Genomic DNA, 21,487 nt, shown 5'->3' on the forward strand with positions numbered 1-21,487 from the left:
TCATCGCCGTGCCCGGTCCGCCCAGGGGTCCAATCCCGGGGGGTCGGGGAGACGTCGGCCACCGGTATCGACATAATGAGCACGTGGCGACCACAGCAACGGCATCCCTCCCGGCCTCGCGACTGCACGGCCAGCACGACCGACCCAGCATGGTCGCGGTCGGCACCATCATCTGGCTCTCCAGCGAGCTGATGTTCTTCGCGGCCCTGTTCGCGTCGTACTTCACGATCCGCTCGGTCAGCCCCGACATGTGGGCCGCCAACACCGAGCACCTCAACGTGCCGTTCGCGTCGATCAACACCACGATCCTCGTGCTCTCGTCCTTCACCTGCCAGCTGGGCGTCTTCGCCGCCGAGCGGGGCCAGGTCGGGCGCGTCGGATCCGTGCTCAACCCGAAGGGTTGGGGCCTGCGGGAGTGGTTCGTCCTGACCTACATCATGGGCGCGATCTTCATCGGCGGGCAGGCGCTCGAGTACACCGAGCTGATCGCCGAGGGCGTCACGATCCCGCACGACGGCTACGGCACGATGTTCTACCTGACCACCGGCTTCCACGGCATCCACGTGACCGGCGGCCTGATCGCGTTCCTGTTCGTCCTCGGGCGCACCTACCTGGCCAAGCGCTTCACCCACGAGCAGGCCGTGAGCGCGATCGTCGTGTCCTACTACTGGCACTTCGTCGACGTGGTCTGGATCGGCCTGTTCGCGACCATCTACCTCGTGCAGTGATCCTGCTCCCATGACCTGCGTGACAGCGCTGGGCCCCTCCACGAAGAACTACTGTCCGTCCCGGATCTGCAAGGACTGAATGTGCGCCTCCTGAACCGCTCCGCCGGCCGCCTGTCGCGGCACCGTCGCGGACCGATCGCCGGCCTCGTCGTACTCCTCCTCGGGCTGCTGATGACCGGCGGTCTCTACGCCGTGTTCGCGCCGGCCCAGGCCAACTCCACCGCCAGCCAGGACGAGCTGGCCAAGGAGGGGCGGCAGCTCTTCCTCGTCGGCTGTGCGTTCTGCCACGGCCAGAACGGCGAGGGCGTGCTCACCCAGGACGGCCAGCAGTACGGCCCGGCCCTGACCGACGTCGGCGCCGCCGCCGTCGACTTCCAGGTCGGCACCGGCCGGATGCCGATGGCCGTGCCCGGCGCCCAGGTGCCGCGCAAGGAGGTCGTCTACAGCGAGGACGAGATCGCCGCGCTGGCCGCCTACGTCGCGAGCCTCGGCACCGGCCCGTCGATCCCCGACGCGGACATGTACGACCCCGACACGCTCTCCTCCGAGGAGTACGACGACTACGTCACGCGTGGCGGTCAGATCTTCCTCGCCAACTGCACGGCGTGCCACAACTTCGAGGGCTCCGGCGGCGCCATGCCGCGCGGCGGCTACGCCCCGCGCATCCGCGGCGTCGACCCGAAGAAGATCTACGAGGCGATGCTGACCGGCCCGCAGTCGATGGACACCTTCTCCGACGGCAACATCCCGCCGGATGACAAGAAGGCCGTCATCGCCTACCTCGACCGCATCAACGAGCAGCCCAGCTACGGCGGCTTCACGCTCGGCAGCCTGGGCCCCGTGAGCGAGGGCCTGATCGCGTGGCTGGTCGGCATCGGCGCCCTGGTCGGGTTCGCCGTGTGGATCGCCGCACAGACGACACGCACCAGTGGAAAGAAGGACGGGGCGGACGCGTGAGCGACGAGAGCAACATCGAGCCGGCGCACGGCCACGAGGGCGACCACCTGCCCGAGGAGCCGATCGCCAACCCGGGTCTCCCCCCGCACGAGCCCCGGCCCACCGACGTCGACCCGGAGAAGGAGAAGCGGGCCGAGCGCCAGGTGGCCGCCCTGTTCGGCCTCTCCGCGATCTCGACGGTGCTGTTCGCCGTCGCCTACTTCACCCTCGACGTGGGCGACAACTGGAGCACCTTCGGCAGCCTCGGCGCCTCGACGGTGGCGCTCGGCGCCACCCTCGGCCTGGCCCTCCTCTTCATCGGCATCGCGATCATCCAGTGGGCCCGCAAGCTCATGGGCGACCACGAGATCGTCGAGATGCGCCACCCGGCCTACTCCGAGGAGGAGGACCGCCAGCGCGCGCTGGCCGACCTCAAGATCGGCTTCGAGGAGACCGGCATCGCCCGCCGTCCCCTGATCCGCAACTCCGCACTCGGGGCGTTGGCCCTGCTGGGCGTCCCCGCGGTGGTCCTGCTGCGCGACCTCGGCACGCTGCCGGGAGACAAGCTCGAGCACACGATCTGGGGCCGTGGCGGCCAGAAGATCACCACGGTGGTCGACGGCAAGGAGGTCACGGTCACCGTGCCGCTGATGCGGATCGCCCGTGACGCCATCGGCACCCCCATCCTGGCCTCCGACCTGGAGATCGGCGACCTGGTCAACGCCCAGCCCGAGGTGCTCTTCAACCCCGAGCGCTACTACGTCGACCCGTCCGAGGTCGAGGGCATCAACCTGCAGATCAACAAGAGCAAGGCCTCGCTGATCCTGCTGCGCATGGAGCCGGACGACATCACCCCCGGCAAGGGCCGCGACGACTGGGACGTCAACGGCATCGTGGCCTACTCCAAGATCTGCACCCACGTGGGCTGCCCGATCTCGCTCAACGAGCGCACCACCCACCACCTGCTCTGCCCGTGCCACCAGTCGACCTTCGACCTGGCCAACTCCGGCAAGGTCGTCTTCGGCCCCGCCGGGCGCCCGCTGCCGCAGCTGCCCATCACGGTCGACGACCAGGGCTACCTGGTGGCGCAGAGCGACTTCACCGAGCCGGTGGGACCGAGCTTCTGGGAACGCGACTACGACCGCGACCGCTTTGGAGACGATGACTGATGAGCGCTGACAACGGTCGCAAGACCAGCAAGGTCGCCTCGACCAACGGCACCGAGCCGGCAACGCCCTCGCGGAGCACCAAGGCGGCCGGCGCGGTCGCCAACTGGGCCGACGACCGGCTCGGCCTCGCCAAGGCCACCAAGGGCATGTCGCTGCGCAAGGTCTTCCCGGACCACTGGTCCTTCATGCTGGGCGAGATCGCGCTGTGGAGCTTCGTCGTCCTGCTCCTCACCGGTGTGTTCCTCACCCTGTTCTTCGACCCGAGCATGACCGAGGTCCGCTACGAGGGCTCCTACGACCCGCTGCGCGGCGTGGAGATGTCGCGGGCGTTCGCGTCGGCCCTCGAGATCTCCTTCGACGTCCGTGGCGGTCTGCTCATGCGGCAGATGCACCACTGGGCGGCGATGATCTTCATCGGCGCGATGATGATCCACCTCATGCGCGTCTTCCTCACGGGCGCTTTCCGCAAGCCGCGCGAGGTCAACTGGATCATCGGCTGCCTGCTGCTGCTCCTCGGCACGCTCGAGGGCTTCACGGGCTACTCACTGCCCGACGACCTGCTCTCCGGCACCGGCGTCCGCGCAGCCGACGGCTTCATGAAGGCCAGTCCGGTCGTCGGCACCTACATGTCGTTCTTCCTGTTCGGTGGGGAGTTCCCGGGTGACCAGATCATCCCGCGGCTCTACTCCATCCACATCCTGCTGGTCCCGGGCCTGCTGCTGGCCCTGATCACCGCCCACCTGATCCTGGTCGTCTACCACAAGCACACCCAGTGGCCCGGGCCCGGCAAGACCGAGGCCAACGTCGTCGGTCCCCCGCTGATGCCCATCTACATGGCCAAGGCCGGTGGCTTCTTCTTCATCGTGTTCGGCATCGTCGCCATGCTCGGCGGGCTCTTCACGCTCAACCCGGTGTGGAAGTTCGGACCCTACGACCCGTCCAAGGTGACCGCGGGCTCCCAGCCCGACTGGTACATGGGCTGGCCCGACGGCCTGCTGCGGATCATCCCCGCGTGGGAGACGCACCTGTGGGGCCACACCGTGTCGTGGAACATCATGATCCCGATCCTGATCATGCCTCCGCTGATGTTGATGGTGCTGATCGCACTGCCCTTCGTGGAGGCGTGGGTGACCGGCGACAAGCGCGAGCACCACCTGCTCCAGCGTCCCCGCAACGCCCCCACACGCACCGCCGTGATGGCCGCGCTGGTGACCTTCTACGGCCTCTCCTGGGCCGCGGGCGGCAACGACATCATCGCGATCAAGATGCACCTGAGCATCAACGAGATCACGTACTTCATGCGAGCTGCTGTGATCCTCGGGCCGATCATCGCCTTCATCATCGCCCGCCGCTGGTGCATCTCCCTCCAGCGGCACGACGAGGGCAAGCTGCTGCACGGCTACGAGACCGGTGTCATCGTGCGCTCGCCCGATGGCGGGTACGCCGAGAAGCACCTGCCGATCAGCGAGACCGCTGCCTACGTGCTCACCGCGCGCGACCGCGAGGAGGTCTACTCCCCCGACGCCGCGAGCGACGACGCGGGCGTGGCCGCTCCGGGCGGCCGGGTCGCCGAGGTCGCCGCCAAGATGCGCGGCCGGCTGTCCACGCTGATGTTCGCGGACAACGTGCAGAAGCCGACGGCCGAGGAGATGCACGAGTCGCAGCACCACGCCGAGCACGAGCTGCACGAGCTGGAGCACCAGATCGCCGCCGGACCCAACAAGCACGGTCCGACCAGCGACCACTGAGTGCAACGACGAAGGCCCGCTCCCCCGTCAGGGGGAGCGGGCCTTCGTCGTTGTCCGTGCAGGCCTCGGAGGGCGCTCTGAGAGCCCGCTGGCGGCCTCTCAGAGAGCGGAGCCGTCCTTGTACTCCGACCACGGGATGTTCCAGTCGCCGTAGCCGTTGTCGGGCTCCATCGGCCGGTCGGTGCCGGTGTAGTCGACCACGTCGCCGCGACGCGTCATGGCGAAGAGCCAGTCGGCGTTCTCCGTGCTCATGCCGGTGCAGCCGTGCGAGACGTTGGCGACGCCCTGCGAGGAAACCGACCACGGCGCCGCGTGGATGAACTCACCGGAGTAGGTCAGCCGCATCGCCCACTGGACGCCCTTGATGTTGTAGGCGTCGGCGCCGGTGATGCCGACCGTCTCGGAGTTCATGTCCTTGGACGCGAACTTCTCGATGATGACCTTGATGCCCGAGCGGGTGGTGTAGGCGGGTTGCTGACCGGTCGTGATCGGGATGGTCCGCAGCAGCGAGCCGTTGGAGAAGACCTTCATCTCGTCGGTCTGCGTGTTGACCTTGTAGATGTGCGCGTCGCCGACGTGGAAGTCGACCTGCCGGTCCTCCTGGCCGTAGATGCCGTTGCCGGCGGCCACGCCGTTGATGTCGACGTCGACGCTGACGTCGGTGCCGGCCTTCCAGTAGTGCTTCGGGCGGTAGTGGACCTCAGTGTCGCTCACCCAGTGCCAGGTGCCCTGCTGGGCCGGCGTGGTGGTGACGTGCAGGTGGCGCTCGAAGGAGGCGCGGTTGGTGACCGGGACGTCGAAGGTGACGATCACCGGCATGCCGATGCCCACCGTCTCGTCCGCGAGCGGGGCGACCGACGGGTAGGTCTGCTGGTCCAGCGACAGCGCCTGCGTGGTGAAGCTGGAGGTGCTGTGGACGGTGTCGCCGTCGGTGTCGGTGCCGGTCGACCGCACCTTGTAGGTCACGCCCGGCTCGAGGCCGTCGCCGGCGGACCAGCTGCTGCCGTCGCTGGCCAGGGTGCCGGGCAGCTCCTCGCCGGACTGGGTCACGGTGACCTTGGTCAACCGTGCGTCCTTGGCCGTCACCTTGAGAGCGGTGTCGACCGGGACCCCGGTCGCGCCCTTCTTGACGTTGGTCTTGATGACCGGGTGCGACGCCGACGCGGACGTCGTCGGTGCGCTGGCGCTGGTGCTGTCGCTGTCGCCCATCCCGGCCTTGGACATCGCACCATCGGCCGCGTCCTTGGCGGCGCTGCAGCCGCTCAGCAGCAGGGAGGCGACGGCCAGGCTGGCGAGTCCACGACGGGCACCGGCGCGGGTGCGGGTCGGCAGGGCATGCATGTGACCGGGTCTTTCTGCGAGGGAACGCGCGGCGGATTCGCCGACCCTACGAGGGTAACCCGATGCCCCAGCGGAAAACGCAATCCGGCACGTTGCCAACATCACGCGTCGCGGTGACAACCGAAGGGGCCACAGGCGAACCGGGCGACGTCAGTGGGCGTGCTCGCCGCGGTAGTACTCGAAGACCAGCCCGGAGAGGGCCAGGATGCCCAGCGCGGCGCCGAGGACCAACATCCACCACTGGGTCACCGCGAGCGCGAGGACGATCACACCGAGGGCGCAGGCGCACCAGAACGGCCACCAGGAGTACGGCGGGAAGAACCCGAGCTCGCCCGCACCGTCGGCGATCTCACCGTCGGTGCGGTCCTCGGGACGCGCGTCCATCCGACGCGCGTGGAAGCCGAGGTAGAGCGTGACCATGGCGGTCAGCAGCGTGGTCATGACCAAGGCCGACGTACCGGTCCAGTCGGCGCAGCTGCCGGAGGTGCCGCCGGTGTCGATGAGCGATCCACCGTGGCAGTCGTTGGCCGCGTCGGTGATGAACCAGTAGGCGGGGGTCACCAGCACGAGGAAGACGGTGGTGATGCCGAAGAGCCAGGCTTCGACCTTCATCAGATCTCATCCTCCTTCTGGGAGGCCTGCTGCGCGACGTGCTCGGCGCGGCCCTCCATGTCCGGGGCGTCGGCGAACTCACCGCGCGCCGCTGCGGGGTTTGCGTCGAGCTCGATGGCCGCGATCTCCGGGTGGTGCAGGTCGAAGGCGGGCGACTCCGAGCGGATCCGCGGCAGCGAGTGGAAGTTGTGACGCGGCGGCGGGCAGCTCGTGGCCCACTCCAGCGACCGGCCCCAGCCCCACGGGTCGTCGACCTCGACGAGCGGGGCGTTGCGGGTGATCCACACGTTGTAGAAGAACGGCAGCATCGACGAGGCCAGGATGAACGCGCCGATGGTCGACACCTGGTTGAGGGTGGTGAAGCCGTCGCCCGGGAGGTAGTCGGCGTAGCGCCGCGGCATGCCCTCGATGCCCAGCCAGTGCTGGACGAGGAAGGTGGTGTGGAAGCCGATGAACAGCAGCCAGAAGTGGATCTTGCCGAGGCGCTCGTCGAGCATCCGCCCGGTGAGCTTGGGCCACCAGAAGTAGAAGCCGGCGAACATCGCGAACACGACCGTGCCGAAGACGACGTAGTGGAAGTGCGCCACCACGAAGTAGGAGTCGGACACGTGGAAGTCCAGCGGGGGGCTGGCCAGGATGATGCCGGTGAGCCCACCGAACAGGAAGGTCGTCAGGAACCCGACCGACCACAGCATGGGTGTGTCCATGCGCACGGACCCGCCCCACATCGTGCCGATCCAGTTGAAGAACTTCACGCCTGTCGGCACCGCGATGAGGAAGGTCATGCCGGAGAAGAACGGCAGGTTCACCGCGCCGGTGACGAACATGTGGTGCGCCCACACCGCGACCGAGAGGATCGCGATGCCCATCGTCGCGCCGACGAGGCCGATGTAGCCGAAGATCGGCTTGCGGCTGAACACCGGCAGGATCTCGGTGATGATGCCGAAGAACGGCAGCGCGATGATGTACACCTCGGGGTGACCGAAGAACCAGAACAGGTGCTGCCACAGGATCGGTCCGCCGTGCGACGGGTCGAACACGTGGGCGCCGATCTGGCGGTCGGCCTCGAGCGAGAGCAGCGCGCCGGCGAGCACCGGGAACGCGATCAGCACCAGCAGCGCCGTGATGAGCACGTTCCAGGTGAAGATCGGCATCCGGAACATGGTCATGCCGGGGGCGCGCATGCAGATGATCGTGGTGATGAAGTTGACCGCGCCCAGGATGGTGCCGAGACCGGCCATCCACAGACCCATGATCCACAGGTCGCCGCCGACGCCGGGGCTGTTCACCGAGTCGGACAGCGGCGTGTAGGCGAACCAGCCGAACGAGGCGGCACCCTGCGGGGTGAGGAAGCCGGCCGCGGCGGTGAGGCCGCCGAACAGGTAGAGCCAGTAGCTGAACATGTTGAGCCGCGGGAACGCGACGTCGGGCGCACCGATCTGCAGCGGCATGATCGCGTTGCCGAAGGCGAAGAACAGCGGCGTCGCGAAGAGCAGCAGCATGATCGTGCCGTGCATCGTGAAGAGCTGGTTGAACTGCTCCTCGTTGACGACCTGGCTGCCCGGGTAGGCCAGCTCGGAGCGCATGATCAGCGCCATGATGCCGCCGGCCAGGAACCACAGGAGCGCCGTGACGAAGTACAGGTTGCCGATCACCTTGTGATCGGTCGTGGTCATGACCCTGACCAGCTGACGACCGAGCTGCTTGCGCTCCGGGAAGTCAGCGGAACGAGCGACCGTGGTCATTCCTCGTCTCCGTCTCCGTTGTTGTTGAGGTCGTCGAGGACCGGCGTGTAGGCGTACGCGCCACCCACGATCGGCTCCTTGCTCACGTGGTCAGGATCCTGTGAGAGGTCCGTCAGGTAGGACTGGTAGTCCTCCTGCGAGACGACCTTGACGTTGAACAGCATGCGCGAGTGGTAGGCCCCGCAGAGCTCGTAGCACTTGCCGGCGTACTCGCCGGTCTGCGTGGTCGTGACCTGGAAGCGGTTGCTCCGGCCGGGCACGACGTCCATCCGCATCGCGAACGCCGGCACACCGAAGTCGTGGATGACGTCGGGGCTGTAGAGGTCGAACTCGACCGTGCTGTCGACCGGCAGGACCAGCGTCGGGATGTCCTCACCGGTGCCGGCGACGAACACGTTGGTGCCCTCGGGGGTGTTCACCGAGTCGGGGTAGTTGAAGGTCCACTGCCACTTCTGGCCCACGACCTGGATCTTGACGTCCGGGTGGGGGTCGATCTCCAGGAGCGTGTTCTGCACCCGCACGGTGTGCGAGAAGAACACGATGACCATGATGATCGGGAAGATCGTGTAGAAGATCTCGACCGGCAGGTTGTAGCGGGTCTGCACCGGGACCTCGTCGTCGCTGCGGCGCCGGAAGTACCAGGCCGCGCCGAGGATCAGGGCCCAGGTGACCACGCCGGTGGCCAGCGCGGCGATCCACGCTCCCTGCCACAGGTGCAAGTTGTCCTCGCCCTGTTTGGTGACGATCTCCGGCATGCCGAAGCGACCCGCCTGGGTCTCGTCGGAGCAGCCGCTCAGACCCGACGCGAGTACGACGAAGCCGGCCAGCACGGCCGGACGGCGCAGGCGCCGGGTGGGAGAACCCGAGCGCTCGGGGTGCCACAAGCCCACGAACGAGCCTTCCTCTCGAGGGTCACAACTCCTCGAAGACTAGCGGACCCGGATCACCGATATCGCCCCGGGTCTGAAACGTGGCGCGCACTAGATTGAACGCTGTGAGCACCACCCGTGGCTACCTCGACACGGCGTCGGCCGAGCCGCTGCACCCTGCGGCGCGCGACACCCTGCTCGCCGCCCTCGACCGGGGTTGGGGCGACCCACGAAGACTCCACCGGGCGGGCCGGGACGCGCGGGCCCTGCTCGACAACGCGCGCGCCGTGGTGGCCGAGGCGCTCGGGGTCCACCCGGACGAGATCGGGTTCACGGCCTCCGGCACCGACGCCGTCCACCGCGGGCTGCTCGGCCTGGTCGCCGCTCGTTCCGCGGACGGCATCGTGCACAGCGCCGTCGAGCACTCCGCGGTCCTGCACGCCGCTGCCTGGCACGACTCCCCCGCCCACGTGGCGGTCCCGGTCGACGCCGACGCCCGGGTCGACGCCGACGCCATGGCCGCGGCCGCGCGCCGGCCGGGCGTCGCCGCGGTGGCGCTCCAGGCCGCCAACCAGGAGGTCGGCACGCTCCAGCCGGTCGACGAGCTGGACCTGCCCGACGGCGTGCCGCTGTTCGTCGACGCGGCCGCGGCGGTCGGCCGCGTGGCCCTGCCGCAGCGCTGGTCGGCGCTCTCGGCCTCCGCGCACAAGTGGGGCGGTCCGAGCGGGGTGGGGGTGCTCGCCGTACGACGGTCGGCGCGGTGGACCACGCCGTTCCCCGGCGACGACGGGCTGGAGCAGCTCGGGGAGTCCGTGCCGGCGGCGTTGGCGGCCGCCGCCGCGCTGCAGGCGGTCCTCGCCGAGCGCGACGCGACCGCGGTCCGCCAGCGCCAGCAGGTCGACAGGATCCGGGCGGCCGCGTCCGCCCTCCCCGACACCGAGGTGGTCGGCGACCCAGTCGATCGGCTGCCCCACCTGGTGACGTTCTCCTGCCTCTACATCAGCGGCGACGAGCTGGTCTCCGCCCTCGACCGGCGCGGCTTCGCCGTGGCCAGCGGCTCCGCCTGCACCTCCTCCAGCCTCGAGCCGAGCCACGTGCTCGCGGCGATGGGCGCGCTCACCCACGGCAACGTGCGGGTCTCGCTGCGTCGCGACACCACCGACGAGGAGGTCGCGGAGTTCTGCACCGCACTGACCGAGGTGGTCGCGGAGATCCGGGCGGGGGTCGGGCTGTGATCGAGCTCGACTGCCGCGGCCTGCCGTGCCCGCGACCCGTGATCGAGCTGGCCAAGGCGCTGCCGAGCGTCGCGATCGGCGAGGAGCTGTCGGTCGTCGCCGACGACCCGGCGGCGCGCCACGACGTCGCCGCCTGGTGCCGCATGCGCGGCCAGGAGTACGTCGGCGAGGAGTCCGCCGCGGACGGGCTCCCCCGCTACGTGGTCCGTCGCCTCAGCTGAGGAGCGTCACTTGACGTGCTGGGCGACCTCGTCGGCCGCCTCGTCGCCGTAGGAGCCACGCAGCCGGTCCAGGAACTCGGCGGGCGTGAAGGAGTACTCCTGCGGTCCGACGGTCTCGACGACGTACGCGGCGAGGACGCAGCCCACCTGGGCCGCACGCTCGAGCGTGAGGTCCCAGCCGAGCGCGGCGAGGAAGCCGGCCCGGAAGGCGTCGCCGACGCCGGTCGGCTCGACCGGGGTGACGTCCTTGCACGCGGGGACCTCGATCAGCTCCTGCTCGGTGCCCTCGATCCGCACGCCGTCGGCGCCGAGCGTGGTGACCTGCAGCCGCACGCGCTGCTGCACGTCGTCGCTGGTCCAGCCGGTCTTCTTCTCGATGACGTGGGACTCGTACTCGTTGGTGATGAGGATGTCGGCGCCGTCGATGAGCTCGCGGATCAGGTCGCCGTCACCGAACGCGAGCTGCTGCGAGGGGTCGGCGACGAACTTGTAGCCGCGCTGGCGGCACTCCTCGGTGTGCCGGAGCATGCCCTCCGGGTCGTCGGGGCCGATGAGGACGTAGGACGGGTCGCCCACCGCGTCGACGATCGGCTTGAGCTCGATCTCGCGCGACTCGCTCATCGCGCCCGGGTAGAACGACGCGATCTGCGCCATCGTCTCGTCGTTGGTGCACACGAAGCGGGCGGTGTGGCGGGTCAGCGACACGTGGATGTGGTCGCAGTTGACCCCGTGGCGCTCGAGCCACGCCTGGTACTCGGCGAAGTCCTCGCCCACCGCGCCGACGAGCACCGGGTTGAGGCCGAGCACGCCGAGACCGAAGGAGATGTTGCCGGCGCACCCGCCGCGCCGCACCTCGAGGTCGTTGACCAGGAAGCTGACGGAGAGCTTGTCGAGCTGCTCGACCACGAGGGAGTCGGAGAACTTCCCCTCGAACGTCATGAGGTGGTCGGTCGCGATCGAGGCCGCGATGAGGAGGGAGCCGCTGGCGTGAGTCACGACACGGAAGACTACCGGCCGGTACCGCTGTGGCTACGCGCGAGTAGCCCCTACCGTCGAAGGCATGACCGCCTACGAGGAGTTCGAGTCTCCTGCCCAGCTCCGCGCCGGCTGCGAGCAGATCAACAGCCGTCTGGCGGAGGCCGCCCGCAAGGTGACCGAGGCGCCGCCGAGCATCCACTTCGACGAGTTCCCCCGCGAGGTCCCCAAGAAGGACATCCGGATCTCCGAGGCCGCCCAGCGCCTCGCCAACGCGCTGCACCTGCACCTCGACTGAGACCGACCGGGTCCGAGGACGCAGAACGCCCCCGCCGATCGGCGGGGGCGTTCTTGTCGTCGGTGGTCGAGGCGGTCGTCGTGCGAGCGCCTCGAGACCTCAGTGGAAGCTGTCGCCGCAGGCGCAGCTGCCCGTCGCGTTGGGGTTGTCGATCGTGAAGCCCTGCTTCTCGATCGAGTCCACGAAGTCGATCACGGCACCGTTGAGGTAGGGGACGCTCATCCGGTCGACCACGACGGACACGCCGTCGAAGTCGGTCACGACGTCGCCGTCGAGGGTCCGCTCGTCGAAGAACAGCTGGTAGCGCAGGCCGCTGCAGCCGCCCGGCTGCACCGAGATCCGGAGCGACAGGTCGTCGCGACCCTCCTGCTCGAGGAGGCTCTTGACCTTGGCGGCCGCCAGGTCGCTCAGGTTGATCTGGTCCTCACGCCGCTCGGTGATGACCGGCGCGGCGACCGTGGTCGTGCCAGCGCTCGCAGCAGCTGCCGTCTCGGCACCGTGGCTGTGGCCGTGTCCGCCGCATCCGCACGCGTCACTCATGCTCTCTCCAGGTAAGTCTCGGGTGGCTGTCGAATCAGTGCTCGACAGGTCCAATGGTCGCACACCGGCGGTTATTCCCCACGTCGTCGCGGCCACGAGGTCCGCGGTGTCACCAGGTGAGGACCGCCTTGACCACCTTGCCGGAGCTGGCGTCGGCGATGGCGTCGCCGAACCGCTCGAAGGCGTACGGCGTGACGAGCCCGTCGACCGCGAAGGTGCCCTCGGCCCGCCGCCGGATCAGCTCGGGGATCATCACCCGCGGGTCGGAGTCGCCCTCGATCGAGGAGCGCACCACCTTGCCCGACTGCAGGAGGTCGATCGCGTCGATCGGGTACTCCGGGGCACCCAGTCCGAGCGCGACCAGCGTGCCGCGGGTCCGCAGCGCGTGCTGCGCCTGCTGCACGACGGCGCCGATCGCCGTGGTGTCGATGGCGTACGACGCCCCGCCGTTCGTGAGCTCCTTCACCCGGTCCGGGACGGGTGCGACGCCGTCGCCCTCGGCGGGATCGAGCGCCACGGCGCCGTACCCCTCGGCGAGGCGACGCCGTTCGGCGAGCGGGTCGACCGCGATGACCGTCGCGACCCCCGCGCCCCGGGCGGCGGCGACCGCTGCCAGCCCCACCGCGCCGGCGCCGAAGACGACCAGGCTCTCCTCCGGGGCGGGCCGCAGCACGTTGAGCACGGTGCCGGCGCCGGTCTGGAAGCCGCACCCGTAGGGCGCGAGCAGGGCGAGGTCGAGGTCCTTCGGCACGACGACGCAGTTGTCGGCGTACGCCAGGACGTGGCGGGCGAAGCTCGACTGGCCGAAGAAGCTGCCGAAGACGGTGCGGTCGCCCTGCCGCAAGGTGGTCGACCCGTCCATCCGCATGCCCATGTAGTTGAGCAGGATGTGCTGCTCGCAGTAGCCGACGTCGCCGTCCGCGCACGGACCGCAGGAGCCGCAGTGCCGGAAGCTCATCACGACGTGGTCGCCCACCTCGATCCCCTCGACCTCCGCGCCGACCGCCTCCACGATCCCGGTGCCCTCGTGGCCCATCACCGTGGGGAACATCTCAGCCGGCAGCATCGTCGGCACGTGCAGGTCGGTGTGGCACAGGCCCGTGGCGACGACGCGCACCAGCACCTCGTCATCACGGGGGTCGTCGATCTCGACGTCGGCGAAGGTGAAGGCGGGCTCGCCGTCGGCGAAGGGCGCGGCCGCGAGGAGGACGGTGGTCTGCATGTGCAGAATCTAGAACACGTTCTACTGCGCGGACCAGGTCCGGGCCACGCGCTGGGCCAGGAGCGCCAGGGCGCCCTCGGCGTCGGCGAGGGCCTCCTCCTCCCCCACGAGGTCGACGAGCGAGTAGGCGGCGTCCATCCCGAGCGCCCGCATCTCGCGCGAACCGACCAGCACCTGACCGGCCAGCACCACGCACGGACGTAGCGCGGCGGCGGCGACCGCGGCCACCCCGGCCGGCACCTTCCCCGCACGGCTGCTGAAGTCGAACGCGCCCTCGCCCGTGATCACGACGTCGGCGCGGCCCGCGCGCTCGGGGAGGCCGACCGCCTCGGCGACCAGGTCGATGCCGGCCGCGCGTTCGGCGCCGAGCAGGAGCAGTGCGTAGCCCAGGCCACCCGCGGCGCCCGCGCCCTTCTCCAGGGAGGTCCGGAAGTCGGCCACCGCCGCGAAGCCCTCGAGCAGCCCGTCGACGAGCGGCATCCGCTCCTCGGTGATCCCCTTCTGCGGGCCGAAGGTCTTCGTGGCGCCGAACAGGCCGGTGAGCGGGCTGTCGACGTCGGTCGCGGCGACCAACCGGACGTCGGCGAGGCGCTCGCGAGCGGCATCGAGCTCGAGGTGCCGGATCCCGTTGAACCCGAACGCGCCGCGATCGAGGGGTACGTCGGCAACGGCACCCAGCGCCCCGAGGAGCCCGGCCCCCGCGTCGTTGGTGCCGCTCCCGCCCAGCCCGACGACGACCGTGCGGGCTCCGGCGTCGATCGCGGCCGAGAGGAGCTGTCCCACCCCGGTCGTGGCCGCGTGCTCCGCCCGCTCGGCCCCCGTCAGGTGCACGCCGCAGGCCTGGGCGCTCTCGACGTACGCCGTCTCCCCCACCAGAAGCACCGTCGAGGGCACCGCCTCGCCGAAGGGCCCGGCGACCGTCTCGACGAGGAGCTCACCGCCGAGGGTGGCGTGCAGCACGTCGACGAAGCCCGGGCCGCCGTCGGACATCGGGGCCAGGTCCAGCTCGTCGCCGGGCGCCTGCCGCTGCCACCCCGCCGCGATCGCCTCGGCGGCCTCGACCGCGCTCAGGGTCCCGGCGAACTTGTCCGGAGCCACGAGGATGCGCATGCGGTCCATCATCGCGGCTACCGCGAATCCGCGCCTGGGCGGGCGCGGAATAGGATTCGGTCATGACGACCGTCGACCTTCCGCTGCTGCCGCTCGGCCGTGGCACCGACCCGCTCTCGGAGCGGGGCGTCGAGTGCCCGGGCGACCTGCCCTCGGCCTCCGACCCGGACCTCGTGGCTCGGGCGCGGGCCGCCAAGGAGGCGCTGGGCGAGAAGGTGTTCGTGCTCGGGCACCACTACCAGCGCGACGAGGTCATCCAGTTCGCCGACGTGACCGGCGACTCCTTCAAGCTCGCCCGCGACGCGGCGGCCCGGCCGGACGCCGAGTACATCGTCTTCTGCGGCGTGCACTTCATGGCCGAGTCGGCCGACATCCTCACCGGCCCGAAGCAGCAGGTCGTGCTGCCCGACCTCGCCGCCGGCTGCTCCATGGCCGACATGGCGCGGATCGCCCAGGTCGAGAAGGCCTGGGAGGCGCTCGCCGAGGCGGGCGTGCAGGACCATGTCGTCCCGGTCACCTACATGAACTCCAGCGCCGCGATCAAGGCGTTCTGCGGCCGCAACGGCGGCGTGGTCTGCACCTCGTCCAACGCCGAGGTTGCCCTCGACTGGGCCTTCGCCCAGAAGGGGCCCGACACGAAGGTGCTCTTCCTGCCCGACCAGCACCTCGGCCGCAACACGGCCGTGCTGGAGCTCGGCCTCGGCCTCGACGACTGCGTCGTGTGGAACCCCCACAAGGCCGGCGGCGGGCTGAGCCCCGAGGAGCTGCGCGACGCCAGGATGATCCTCTGGAAGGGCCACTGCTCGGTGCACGGCCGCTTCTCCCCCGACGTCATCGACGACCTGCGCGCCAAGATCCCCGACCTCAACGTGATCGTGCACCCCGAGTGCCAGCACGAGGTCGTCCTGAAGGCCGACTTCGTCGGCTCCACCGAATACATCATCAAGACGATCGAGGCCGCGCCGGCCGGCTCCAGCTGGGCGATCGGCACCGAGCTCAACCTGGTGCAGCGCCTCGCCAAGGCCCACCCCGACAAGAACATCGTGTTCCTCGACCGCAACGTCTGCTACTGCTCGACGATGAACCGGATCGACCTCCCCCACCTGGTGTGGGCGCTGGAGTCGCTGGCCGACGGCGTCGTCGTCAACCGCATCGAGGTCGACCCGCAGACCGAGCAGGAGGCGCTCGTCGCGCTCCAGCGCATGCTCGACCTGCCCGGCAAGAGCCACCGCGACTGACCGCCGCCCCTGAGCCCGATTCGAGAGCAATGAGCCCGTTCCGCCGTACCAAGTCCGAGACCGACCCGGTCGAGACCGACGCCACCCCCGTCAAGGAGGGCGGCAAGGGCCGTCCCACGCCCAAGCGCAAGGAGGCCGAGGCGGCCGCCCGCGCCAAGGCGCGGGGCCCGCGCACCCGCAAGGAGCGCGCCGCCCGTGAGCGGGAGTTCAAGGGCGAGAACAGCCGCAAGATCCGCGAGGGCATGAAGGCCGGTGACGAGCGCTACCTGCTGCCGCGCGACAAGGGGCCGGTGCGCCGGTTCATCCGCGACTTCGTCGACAGCCGCTTCACGATCATCGAGCTGCTGATCCCGCTGCTGGTCGTCTGCATGCTGCTGGGCTACTCCGGCAACGGTGCGATGGCGAGCGCCGGATTCCTCGTCACGATCGTGACCCTGGTCTTCGTCGCCGTCGACGCGGTGCTGCTGCGCCGCCGGGTCCGCAAGGAGCTCGCCCGGCGGTTCCCGCAGGAGTCGGTGAAGGGCACGACCTGGTACGCCATCTCGCGCTCCATGCAGATGAAGTTCATGCGGATGCCCAAGGCCCAGGTCAAGATCGGCCAGGAGCTCCCCGAGACCTACCGCTGATCCCCGCCCGCCGCGCGGCTACAGCCGCGGCGACTGGGTGAGCTCGGGGTCGGTTGCCACGACCGGCGCGACGATCTCGTCGATCGCCTGGAGGGCGGACTCCTCCAGGCGTACGTCGGCGGCCTTCACGTTCTCGGTGACCTGCTCCGGGCGGCTGGCGCCGATGATCGCGGCGGAGACGTTGTCGTTCTGCAGCACCCACGCGACCGCGAGCTGCGCCATGCTCAGCCCGGCCTCCTCGGCGATCGGACGCAGCCGCTGCACGCGCTCGAGCACGTCGTCCTGCAGCCAGCGCGAGATCATGTTCGCGCCGCCCTTCTCGTCCGTCGCGCGGGAGCCGGCGGGCGGCGCCTGACCGGGGAGGTACTTGCCCGAGAGCACGCCCTGGGCGATCGGCGACCAGACGATCTGGCCCATCCCGAGCTCGCGGCAGGTCGGCACGACCTCGGCCTCGATCACCCGCCAGAGCATGGAGTACTGCGGCTGGTTGGACACCAGCGGCACTCGCAGCTCCTTGGCGAGCTCGTGGGCGGCGCGGATCTCCTCCGCCCGCCACTCCGAGACCCCGATGTAGAGGGCCTTGCCCGCGCGGACGACGTCGGCGAACGCCACCATCGTCTCCTCCAGCGGCGTGCCGTGGTCGTAGCGGTGCGCCTGGTAGAGGTCGACGTAGTCGGTGCCGAGTCGGCGCAGCGAGCCGTCGATCGACTCCATGATGTGCTTGCGTCCGAGGCCCTTGTCGTTGTGGGCTCCGGGACCGGTCGGCCAGAACACCTTCGTGAAGATCTCCAGCCCCTCCCGTCGCTCCCCCGCGAGCGCCTTGCCGAGCACGCTCTCGGCCGCGGTGTTGGCGTAGACGTCGGCGGTGTCGAACGTGGTGATGCCGTCGTCGAGCGCCTGGCGCACGCACGCGAGCGCGGCGTCCTCCTCGACCTGCGAGCCGTGGGTGAGCCAGTTGCCGTAGGCGATGGCCGAGATCTTCAGGCCACTCGCGCCGAGGTTGCGGATCTCCATGGTCCGACCCTAGCGAGGGCCCGAAGCGCGGCTCTTGGGATAGTGACGCCATGACCACCGCCGACGTCTCCGTCCGGGTCGCCTGGGTGCAGGACGCCGCCGGGATCGCCGCCGTCCAGCTGCGGGCCTGGGAGCAGCGGTACGGCGACCTCGCCGCCCTGATTGCCGGCAGCGACGCCGACGACTCGCGACGGCTCGCCGCGTGGGAGCAGTACCTCACCCGGCCCCCGGAGGCCCGCTACCGCGCGCTCGTCGCGCTCGACCGGGTCCGGATCGTCGGTTTCGCGCTCACCGGTCCGGCGACGGACCCCGATGCCGACCCGGCCGTGGACGGCGAGCTCGCCGAGTTCACCGTCGACCCGGCTGAGCTCCGGAAGGGTCACGGCTCACGGTTGCTCCAGGCCGGCGCCGACACCTTGCGGGCCGACGGGTTCACCCGGGTCGTGTGCTGGATCGACAGCACCGACGACGCCGGCCGCGCCTTCCTGGAGGGAGCCGGCTGGGCGCCGGACGGGGCGAGCCGCGAGCTCGCCGACGAGAAGGGTGCCGGGGCGGTCAAGCAGGTGCGGCTCCACACGTCGCTCCCCTGAAGCACCGCTCCTGACGCCACGCAGTGCCGCAACGACCCCCGGCCCAGGGGCCGGAGGTCGTTGCGAACGGAGGTCAGACGTCGATCAGCTGACGTTCACCGCACTCCACGCGGCGGCCACCGTGTTGTACTGGTTGCTGGTCGCGCCGAAGAGGTCCCGCGCGGCGTTGAGGGTGGCGGTCCGGGCTCCGGCGTAGGTGGTGCCGGACGTCATGTAGACGGTGAGCGCCCGGTACCAGATGTTCTGCGCGTCGGTCCGGCCGATGCCGGTGATCGTCGAGCCGTTGCAGGTCGGCGAGTTGTGCTGCTTGCCGCCGATCACCTTCGCGCCCGACCCCTCGGCGAGCAGGTAGAAGAAGTGGTTGCCGACCCCCGAGGAGTAGTGCACGTCCAGGTTCTTCGTGCCGGTGGTCCAGCAGGACGCCGAGCTGCCGTCGAGGGCCGGGTCGTCCATCCGGCGGAAGCCGCTGTGCGACGCGAGGTCGAACTGCTCGCCGATGTAGTAGTCACCGGGGTCGTTGGCGTTGTTGGCGAAGAACTCCACCATCGTGCCGAAGATGTCGGACGTCGACTCGTTGAGCCCGCCGGACTCCCCCGAGTAGGTCAGGCCGGCGGTGTTCTCGGTGACGCCGTGCGACATCTCGTGACCGGCGACGTCGAGCGAGACCAGCGGGCCGTAGGTGGTGCCGTCGCCGTCGCCGTACGTCATCTTGGTGCCGTCCCAGAACGCGTTGACGTACTTGTTGCCGTAGTGGACCCGGTTGTAGGAGCCCGCACCGGTGCCGAAGATGCCGTTGCGGCCGTGCACCTGCTGGTAGTAGTCCCAGGTCATGTTGGTGCCGTACTGCGCGTCGACAGCCGCGGACTCCCGGTTGCTGTTGGAGCCGGTGCCGAAGACCGTGTCGGTGCTGCTGTAGGTGGTGCCGGTCTTGCAGCCCGAGCCGAAGAGCTGGCAGAGCAGGCCGTCGGTCTTGTTGGCGAAGTCGGTCGTGTAGGTGCCGCCGCGCGTCGGGTCCTTGAGGAGGTACGACGACCCCGACTGCGTCATCTGCAGGTCGACCTGGCCGCTGTAGAGCGAGTTGCCGTCGCCGTCGACGGTCTCGATGCCCTCCTCGCGGCGGATCACCTTGCCGGTGCGGGCGTCGACGTAGGTGCGCAGCCGGCTCGGAGTGCCGTCCTTGTAGCGACCACCGCTGGTGATCTCCCAGGCCAGCCGCGGCTTGCCGGCGAGGGCGTCGATGACGAGGCGGCCGTCCTCGACCCGCAGCTTGCGGATCTTGCGGGTGACCTTGTCGGTGCGCGTGACCGCCCGGTCGGCGCGTGACTCGCTGACCTGCGGGCGCAGCGACACGTGGATCGGCGCGCGGAGCGTCTGGCTCACGCCCCTCCACTCCGCGCCGGCCGACTGGTGGACGACCAGGTCGCCGCCGAGGACCGGGATGCCGTGGATCGAGCGCTGGAGGTGCACGTGGGTGCTGCCGTCGGCGTCGCGGATCGTGGCGCCGACCGCCTTGAACGTCTGGCCGGCGGTCACCCGCGCGAGCACGGGGTGACGCACCAGCGCGGAGACCGCGCGCTCAACGGTGCGGTCGGCATGCGGCTTGGCGACGTGCGCGGGTGCGCTGGACGCCCCCGGCTGCATGCCGAGGACGAGCGTGGCGAGCGCGGCGGTGGCGGCGGTGGCCGCCGCCATGCGAGACCGGGATCGTGGCCCAGGGTTCAACACAGTGGTGCTCCTCGAGATTCTGGGGGACCCGCGCGGGAGCCGCGGCGGGCGAGCGAAGGCTCTCACCAGGATCAGGCACACAACAGCGTCGAGCGCCTGCAGGTTCGTGCATCTTCACGAACCTGCAAAAACCGGGCAGGTGACCGGTCGGCGCTGCGAGGGTCGCTACAGGTCGAGGAAGTGCTCGAGACCGACGGTCAGGCCGGGGTGGCTGGAGACCTGGCGTACCCCGGTCAGCACACCGGGCGTGAAGGACACCCGGTCGAGGGAGTCGTGACGGATCGTCAGGGTCTCCCCCACCCCACCGAGCAGGACCTCCTGGTGCGCGACCAGGCCGCGCACGCGCAACCCGTGCACGTGGATGCCGTCGACGACGGCGCCGCGCGCCCCGTCCAGCGACGTCGACGTCGCGTCGGGGACCGGCCCCGACCCGACCTCACGGCGCGCCGCGGCGATCAGCTCCGCCGTACGCCGGGCCGTACCGCTCGGCGCGTCGGCCTTGTCGGGATGGTGCAGCTCCACGACCTCGACCGACTCGTAGAACGGCGCGGCCACGGCCGCGAAGCGCATCATCAGGATCGCGCCGATGGAGAAGTTGGGGGCGATCAGCACGCCGGTGCCGGGGCTGTGGACCAGCCAGTCGCCGAGGATGTCGAGCCGGTTCTGGTCGAAGCCGGTCGTGCCCACGACCGCGTGGATGCCGTGGTCGACGCAGAACTCGAGGTTGTCCATGACCACGTCGGGGTGGGTGAAGTCGACGACCACCTGCGCGCCCCCGTCGACGAGGGCGTCGACCGGGTCGTCCTGGTCGACCGACGCGACCAGCTCCAGGTCGTCCGCGGCCTCCACCGCCTTGCACACCTCGGCGCCGACCTTGCCGCGGGCGCCCAGCACACCGACCCGGATCTGACTCTCCACGAGGTCAAACCTAGTGCCCGTACGTCTCGGGGCCCCGTCGGTCCCGCGGTTCGACCGCGGCTTCTGGCAGGCTGGGGGCATGGCGGTGCAGACGATCCCGGCGCGGTTGCGGTGGGCGGTGGACTTCATCGACGTGCAGCCTCAGGACCACGTGCTCGAGATCGGGTGCGGATCCGGGCAGGCGGCCGACCTCATCTGCCGGCGGCTCGAGGGCCGCGGCAAGATGTTCGCGATCGACCGCTCGGAGGCAGGCGTCGACCGGACCAAGAAGCGCTGCGCCGCGCACATCGAGGCCGGACGCCTCACGGTGCGCCAGATCGACCTCGCCACGCTGCGCGTGCCGGTCAAGCGGCTGACCAAGGTCTTCGCCTTCGACGTCAACCTCTTCTGGGTGCGCGACTGCAAGGACGAGGTCGCCCTCCTGCACGAGCGCGTCCTGCCCGGCGGCTCTGTCAACCTGTTCTTCGACACCAGCCGTGCCGAGCAGGTCTCCGAGATCATCACCAAGAGCGCAGCCGCCCTCACCGAGGGTGGCTTCCGCGTCTACATCGCCACGAGCGACAAGCCCGCGGTCGTCGGGATCATCGGGCGCCGCTGACCGCCGAGTCCGCCCGGAGCCTGCGACGG

General features: G+C 69.9%; 22 protein-coding genes. 11 read left to right on the forward strand and 11 right to left on the reverse strand.

The features are described 5' to 3' along the window. Positions 1 to 83: 83 nt before the first annotated feature. From ctaE to qcrB, 4 genes are all read left to right on the forward strand, one after another. Positions 84 to 728, forward strand: a complete 645-nt coding sequence (gene ctaE / locus ACAX67_RS20105; RefSeq protein ID WP_527891045.1) for an aa3-type cytochrome oxidase subunit III — start codon at positions 84 to 86, stop codon at positions 726 to 728. 81 nt (positions 729 to 809) lie between these two features. After that, positions 810 to 1,685 (forward strand): cytochrome bc1 complex diheme cytochrome c subunit, encoded by an 876-nt coding sequence (gene qcrC, locus ACAX67_RS20110; protein WP_370705680.1) that lies wholly within the window; start codon positions 810 to 812, stop codon positions 1,683 to 1,685. A 47-nt stretch (positions 1,686 to 1,732) separates the two neighbouring features. Then, positions 1,733 to 2,833, forward strand: coding sequence for a cytochrome bc1 complex Rieske iron-sulfur subunit (gene qcrA / locus ACAX67_RS20115; RefSeq protein ID WP_370705838.1), 1,101 nt, complete (start codon positions 1,733 to 1,735; stop codon positions 2,831 to 2,833). Further along, positions 2,833 to 4,581 (forward strand): cytochrome bc1 complex cytochrome b subunit, encoded by a 1,749-nt coding sequence (qcrB, locus tag ACAX67_RS20120; protein WP_370705681.1) that lies wholly within the window; start codon positions 2,833 to 2,835, stop codon positions 4,579 to 4,581. The genes qcrA and qcrB overlap by 1 nt, the downstream gene beginning before the upstream one ends. A 99-nt stretch (positions 4,582 to 4,680) precedes the next feature. On the opposite strand, the gene ACAX67_RS20125 is transcribed toward qcrB, so the two are convergent. From ACAX67_RS20125 to ctaC, 4 genes are all read right to left on the reverse strand, one after another. Then, positions 4,681 to 5,922, reverse strand: coding sequence for a L,D-transpeptidase (locus ACAX67_RS20125; protein WP_370705682.1), 1,242 nt, complete (start codon positions 5,920 to 5,922; stop codon positions 4,681 to 4,683). 150 nt (positions 5,923 to 6,072) lie between these two features. After that, positions 6,073 to 6,534, reverse strand: coding sequence for a cytochrome c oxidase subunit 4 (gene ctaF / locus ACAX67_RS20130; RefSeq protein WP_370705683.1), 462 nt, complete (start codon positions 6,532 to 6,534; stop codon positions 6,073 to 6,075). Next, positions 6,534 to 8,279, reverse strand: coding sequence for an aa3-type cytochrome oxidase subunit I (ctaD, locus tag ACAX67_RS20135; RefSeq protein WP_370705684.1), 1,746 nt, complete (start codon positions 8,277 to 8,279; stop codon positions 6,534 to 6,536). Before ctaD ends, ctaF begins: the two co-directional genes overlap by 1 nt. Next, on the reverse strand, positions 8,276 to 9,169 hold the full coding sequence (gene ctaC, locus ACAX67_RS20140) for an aa3-type cytochrome oxidase subunit II (protein WP_370705685.1): 894 nt from the start codon (positions 9,167 to 9,169) through the stop codon (positions 8,276 to 8,278). Before ctaC ends, ctaD begins: the two co-directional genes overlap by 4 nt. A 104-nt stretch (positions 9,170 to 9,273) precedes the next feature. Between ctaC and ACAX67_RS20145 the strand changes: the two genes are divergently transcribed. Together ACAX67_RS20145 and ACAX67_RS20150 are read left to right on the forward strand one after the other, a co-directional pair. Beyond that, the gene (locus tag ACAX67_RS20145; RefSeq protein ID WP_370705686.1) at positions 9,274 to 10,383 is read left to right on the forward strand and encodes a cysteine desulfurase family protein; all 1,110 of its coding nucleotides are present in this window, start codon (positions 9,274 to 9,276) and stop codon (positions 10,381 to 10,383) included. Continuing rightward, a complete protein-coding gene (locus ACAX67_RS20150) occupies positions 10,380 to 10,604 on the forward strand; it encodes a sulfurtransferase TusA family protein (RefSeq protein WP_370705687.1) in 225 nt (74 codons plus the stop codon). Before ACAX67_RS20145 ends, ACAX67_RS20150 begins: the two co-directional genes overlap by 4 nt. Before the next feature lie 6 nt (positions 10,605 to 10,610). Here the strand turns inward: ACAX67_RS20150 and ACAX67_RS20155 are convergent, their stop codons facing one another. After that, complete coding sequence (locus ACAX67_RS20155) at positions 10,611 to 11,543, reverse strand: carbohydrate kinase family protein (protein WP_370705839.1); 933 nt, start codon at positions 11,541 to 11,543, stop codon at positions 10,611 to 10,613. A 121-nt stretch (positions 11,544 to 11,664) separates the two neighbouring features. Between ACAX67_RS20155 and ACAX67_RS20160 the strand changes: the two genes are divergently transcribed. Continuing rightward, positions 11,665 to 11,877: a P-loop NTPase family protein gene (locus ACAX67_RS20160; RefSeq protein ID WP_370705688.1), complete on the forward strand. Its 213-nt coding sequence runs from the start codon at positions 11,665 to 11,667 to the stop codon at positions 11,875 to 11,877. 99 nt (positions 11,878 to 11,976) lie between these two features. On the opposite strand, the gene erpA is transcribed toward ACAX67_RS20160, so the two are convergent. The 3 genes from erpA to ACAX67_RS20175 form a co-directional block, all read right to left on the reverse strand. Next, positions 11,977 to 12,417 (reverse strand): iron-sulfur cluster insertion protein ErpA, encoded by a 441-nt coding sequence (erpA, locus tag ACAX67_RS20165; RefSeq protein ID WP_370705689.1) that lies wholly within the window; start codon positions 12,415 to 12,417, stop codon positions 11,977 to 11,979. 109 nt (positions 12,418 to 12,526) lie between these two features. Beyond that, entirely contained in the window at positions 12,527 to 13,639 is a 1,113-nt protein-coding gene (locus ACAX67_RS20170; protein ID WP_370705690.1) for an NAD(P)-dependent alcohol dehydrogenase, read from the reverse strand. A 21-nt stretch (positions 13,640 to 13,660) separates the two neighbouring features. After that, positions 13,661 to 14,749 (reverse strand): glycerate kinase family protein, encoded by a 1,089-nt coding sequence (locus ACAX67_RS20175; protein WP_370705691.1) that lies wholly within the window; start codon positions 14,747 to 14,749, stop codon positions 13,661 to 13,663. A gap of 62 nt (positions 14,750 to 14,811) precedes the next feature. Between ACAX67_RS20175 and nadA the strand changes: the two genes are divergently transcribed. Continuing rightward, positions 14,812 to 15,987 carry a quinolinate synthase NadA gene (nadA, locus tag ACAX67_RS20180; RefSeq protein WP_370705692.1) on the forward strand — a complete coding sequence of 392 codons (1,176 nt, stop codon included), beginning with the start codon at positions 14,812 to 14,814 and terminating at the stop codon, positions 15,985 to 15,987. A 29-nt stretch (positions 15,988 to 16,016) separates the two neighbouring features. Next, positions 16,017 to 16,613 (forward strand): DUF3043 domain-containing protein, encoded by a 597-nt coding sequence (locus ACAX67_RS20185; RefSeq protein ID WP_370705693.1) that lies wholly within the window; start codon positions 16,017 to 16,019, stop codon positions 16,611 to 16,613. A gap of 18 nt (positions 16,614 to 16,631) precedes the next feature. Here the strand turns inward: ACAX67_RS20185 and ACAX67_RS20190 are convergent, their stop codons facing one another. Next, a complete protein-coding gene (locus ACAX67_RS20190; protein WP_370705694.1) occupies positions 16,632 to 17,627 on the reverse strand; it encodes an aldo/keto reductase family protein in 996 nt (331 codons plus the stop codon). 50 nt (positions 17,628 to 17,677) lie between these two features. Between ACAX67_RS20190 and ACAX67_RS20195 the strand changes: the two genes are divergently transcribed. Continuing rightward, entirely contained in the window at positions 17,678 to 18,217 is a 540-nt protein-coding gene (locus tag ACAX67_RS20195) for a GNAT family N-acetyltransferase (RefSeq protein WP_370705695.1), read from the forward strand. Between the two features lie 84 nt (positions 18,218 to 18,301). On the opposite strand, the gene ACAX67_RS20200 is transcribed toward ACAX67_RS20195, so the two are convergent. Together ACAX67_RS20200 and dapB are read right to left on the reverse strand one after the other, a co-directional pair. Further along, on the reverse strand, positions 18,302 to 19,909 hold the full coding sequence (locus ACAX67_RS20200; RefSeq protein ID WP_370705696.1) for a M4 family metallopeptidase: 1,608 nt from the start codon (positions 19,907 to 19,909) through the stop codon (positions 18,302 to 18,304). A 198-nt stretch (positions 19,910 to 20,107) separates the two neighbouring features. After that, the gene (gene dapB / locus ACAX67_RS20205) at positions 20,108 to 20,860 is read right to left on the reverse strand and encodes a 4-hydroxy-tetrahydrodipicolinate reductase (protein ID WP_370705697.1); all 753 of its coding nucleotides are present in this window, start codon (positions 20,858 to 20,860) and stop codon (positions 20,108 to 20,110) included. 79 nt (positions 20,861 to 20,939) lie between these two features. Between dapB and ACAX67_RS20210 the strand changes: the two genes are divergently transcribed. Next, positions 20,940 to 21,458 (forward strand): class I SAM-dependent methyltransferase, encoded by a 519-nt coding sequence (locus ACAX67_RS20210; RefSeq protein ID WP_370705698.1) that lies wholly within the window; start codon positions 20,940 to 20,942, stop codon positions 21,456 to 21,458. The last annotated feature ends 29 nt before the right edge of the window (positions 21,459 to 21,487 follow it).

It is taken from the genome of Nocardioides candidus (assembly GCF_041321175.1).
Classification (GTDB): domain Bacteria; phylum Actinomycetota; class Actinomycetes; order Propionibacteriales; family Nocardioidaceae; genus Nocardioides.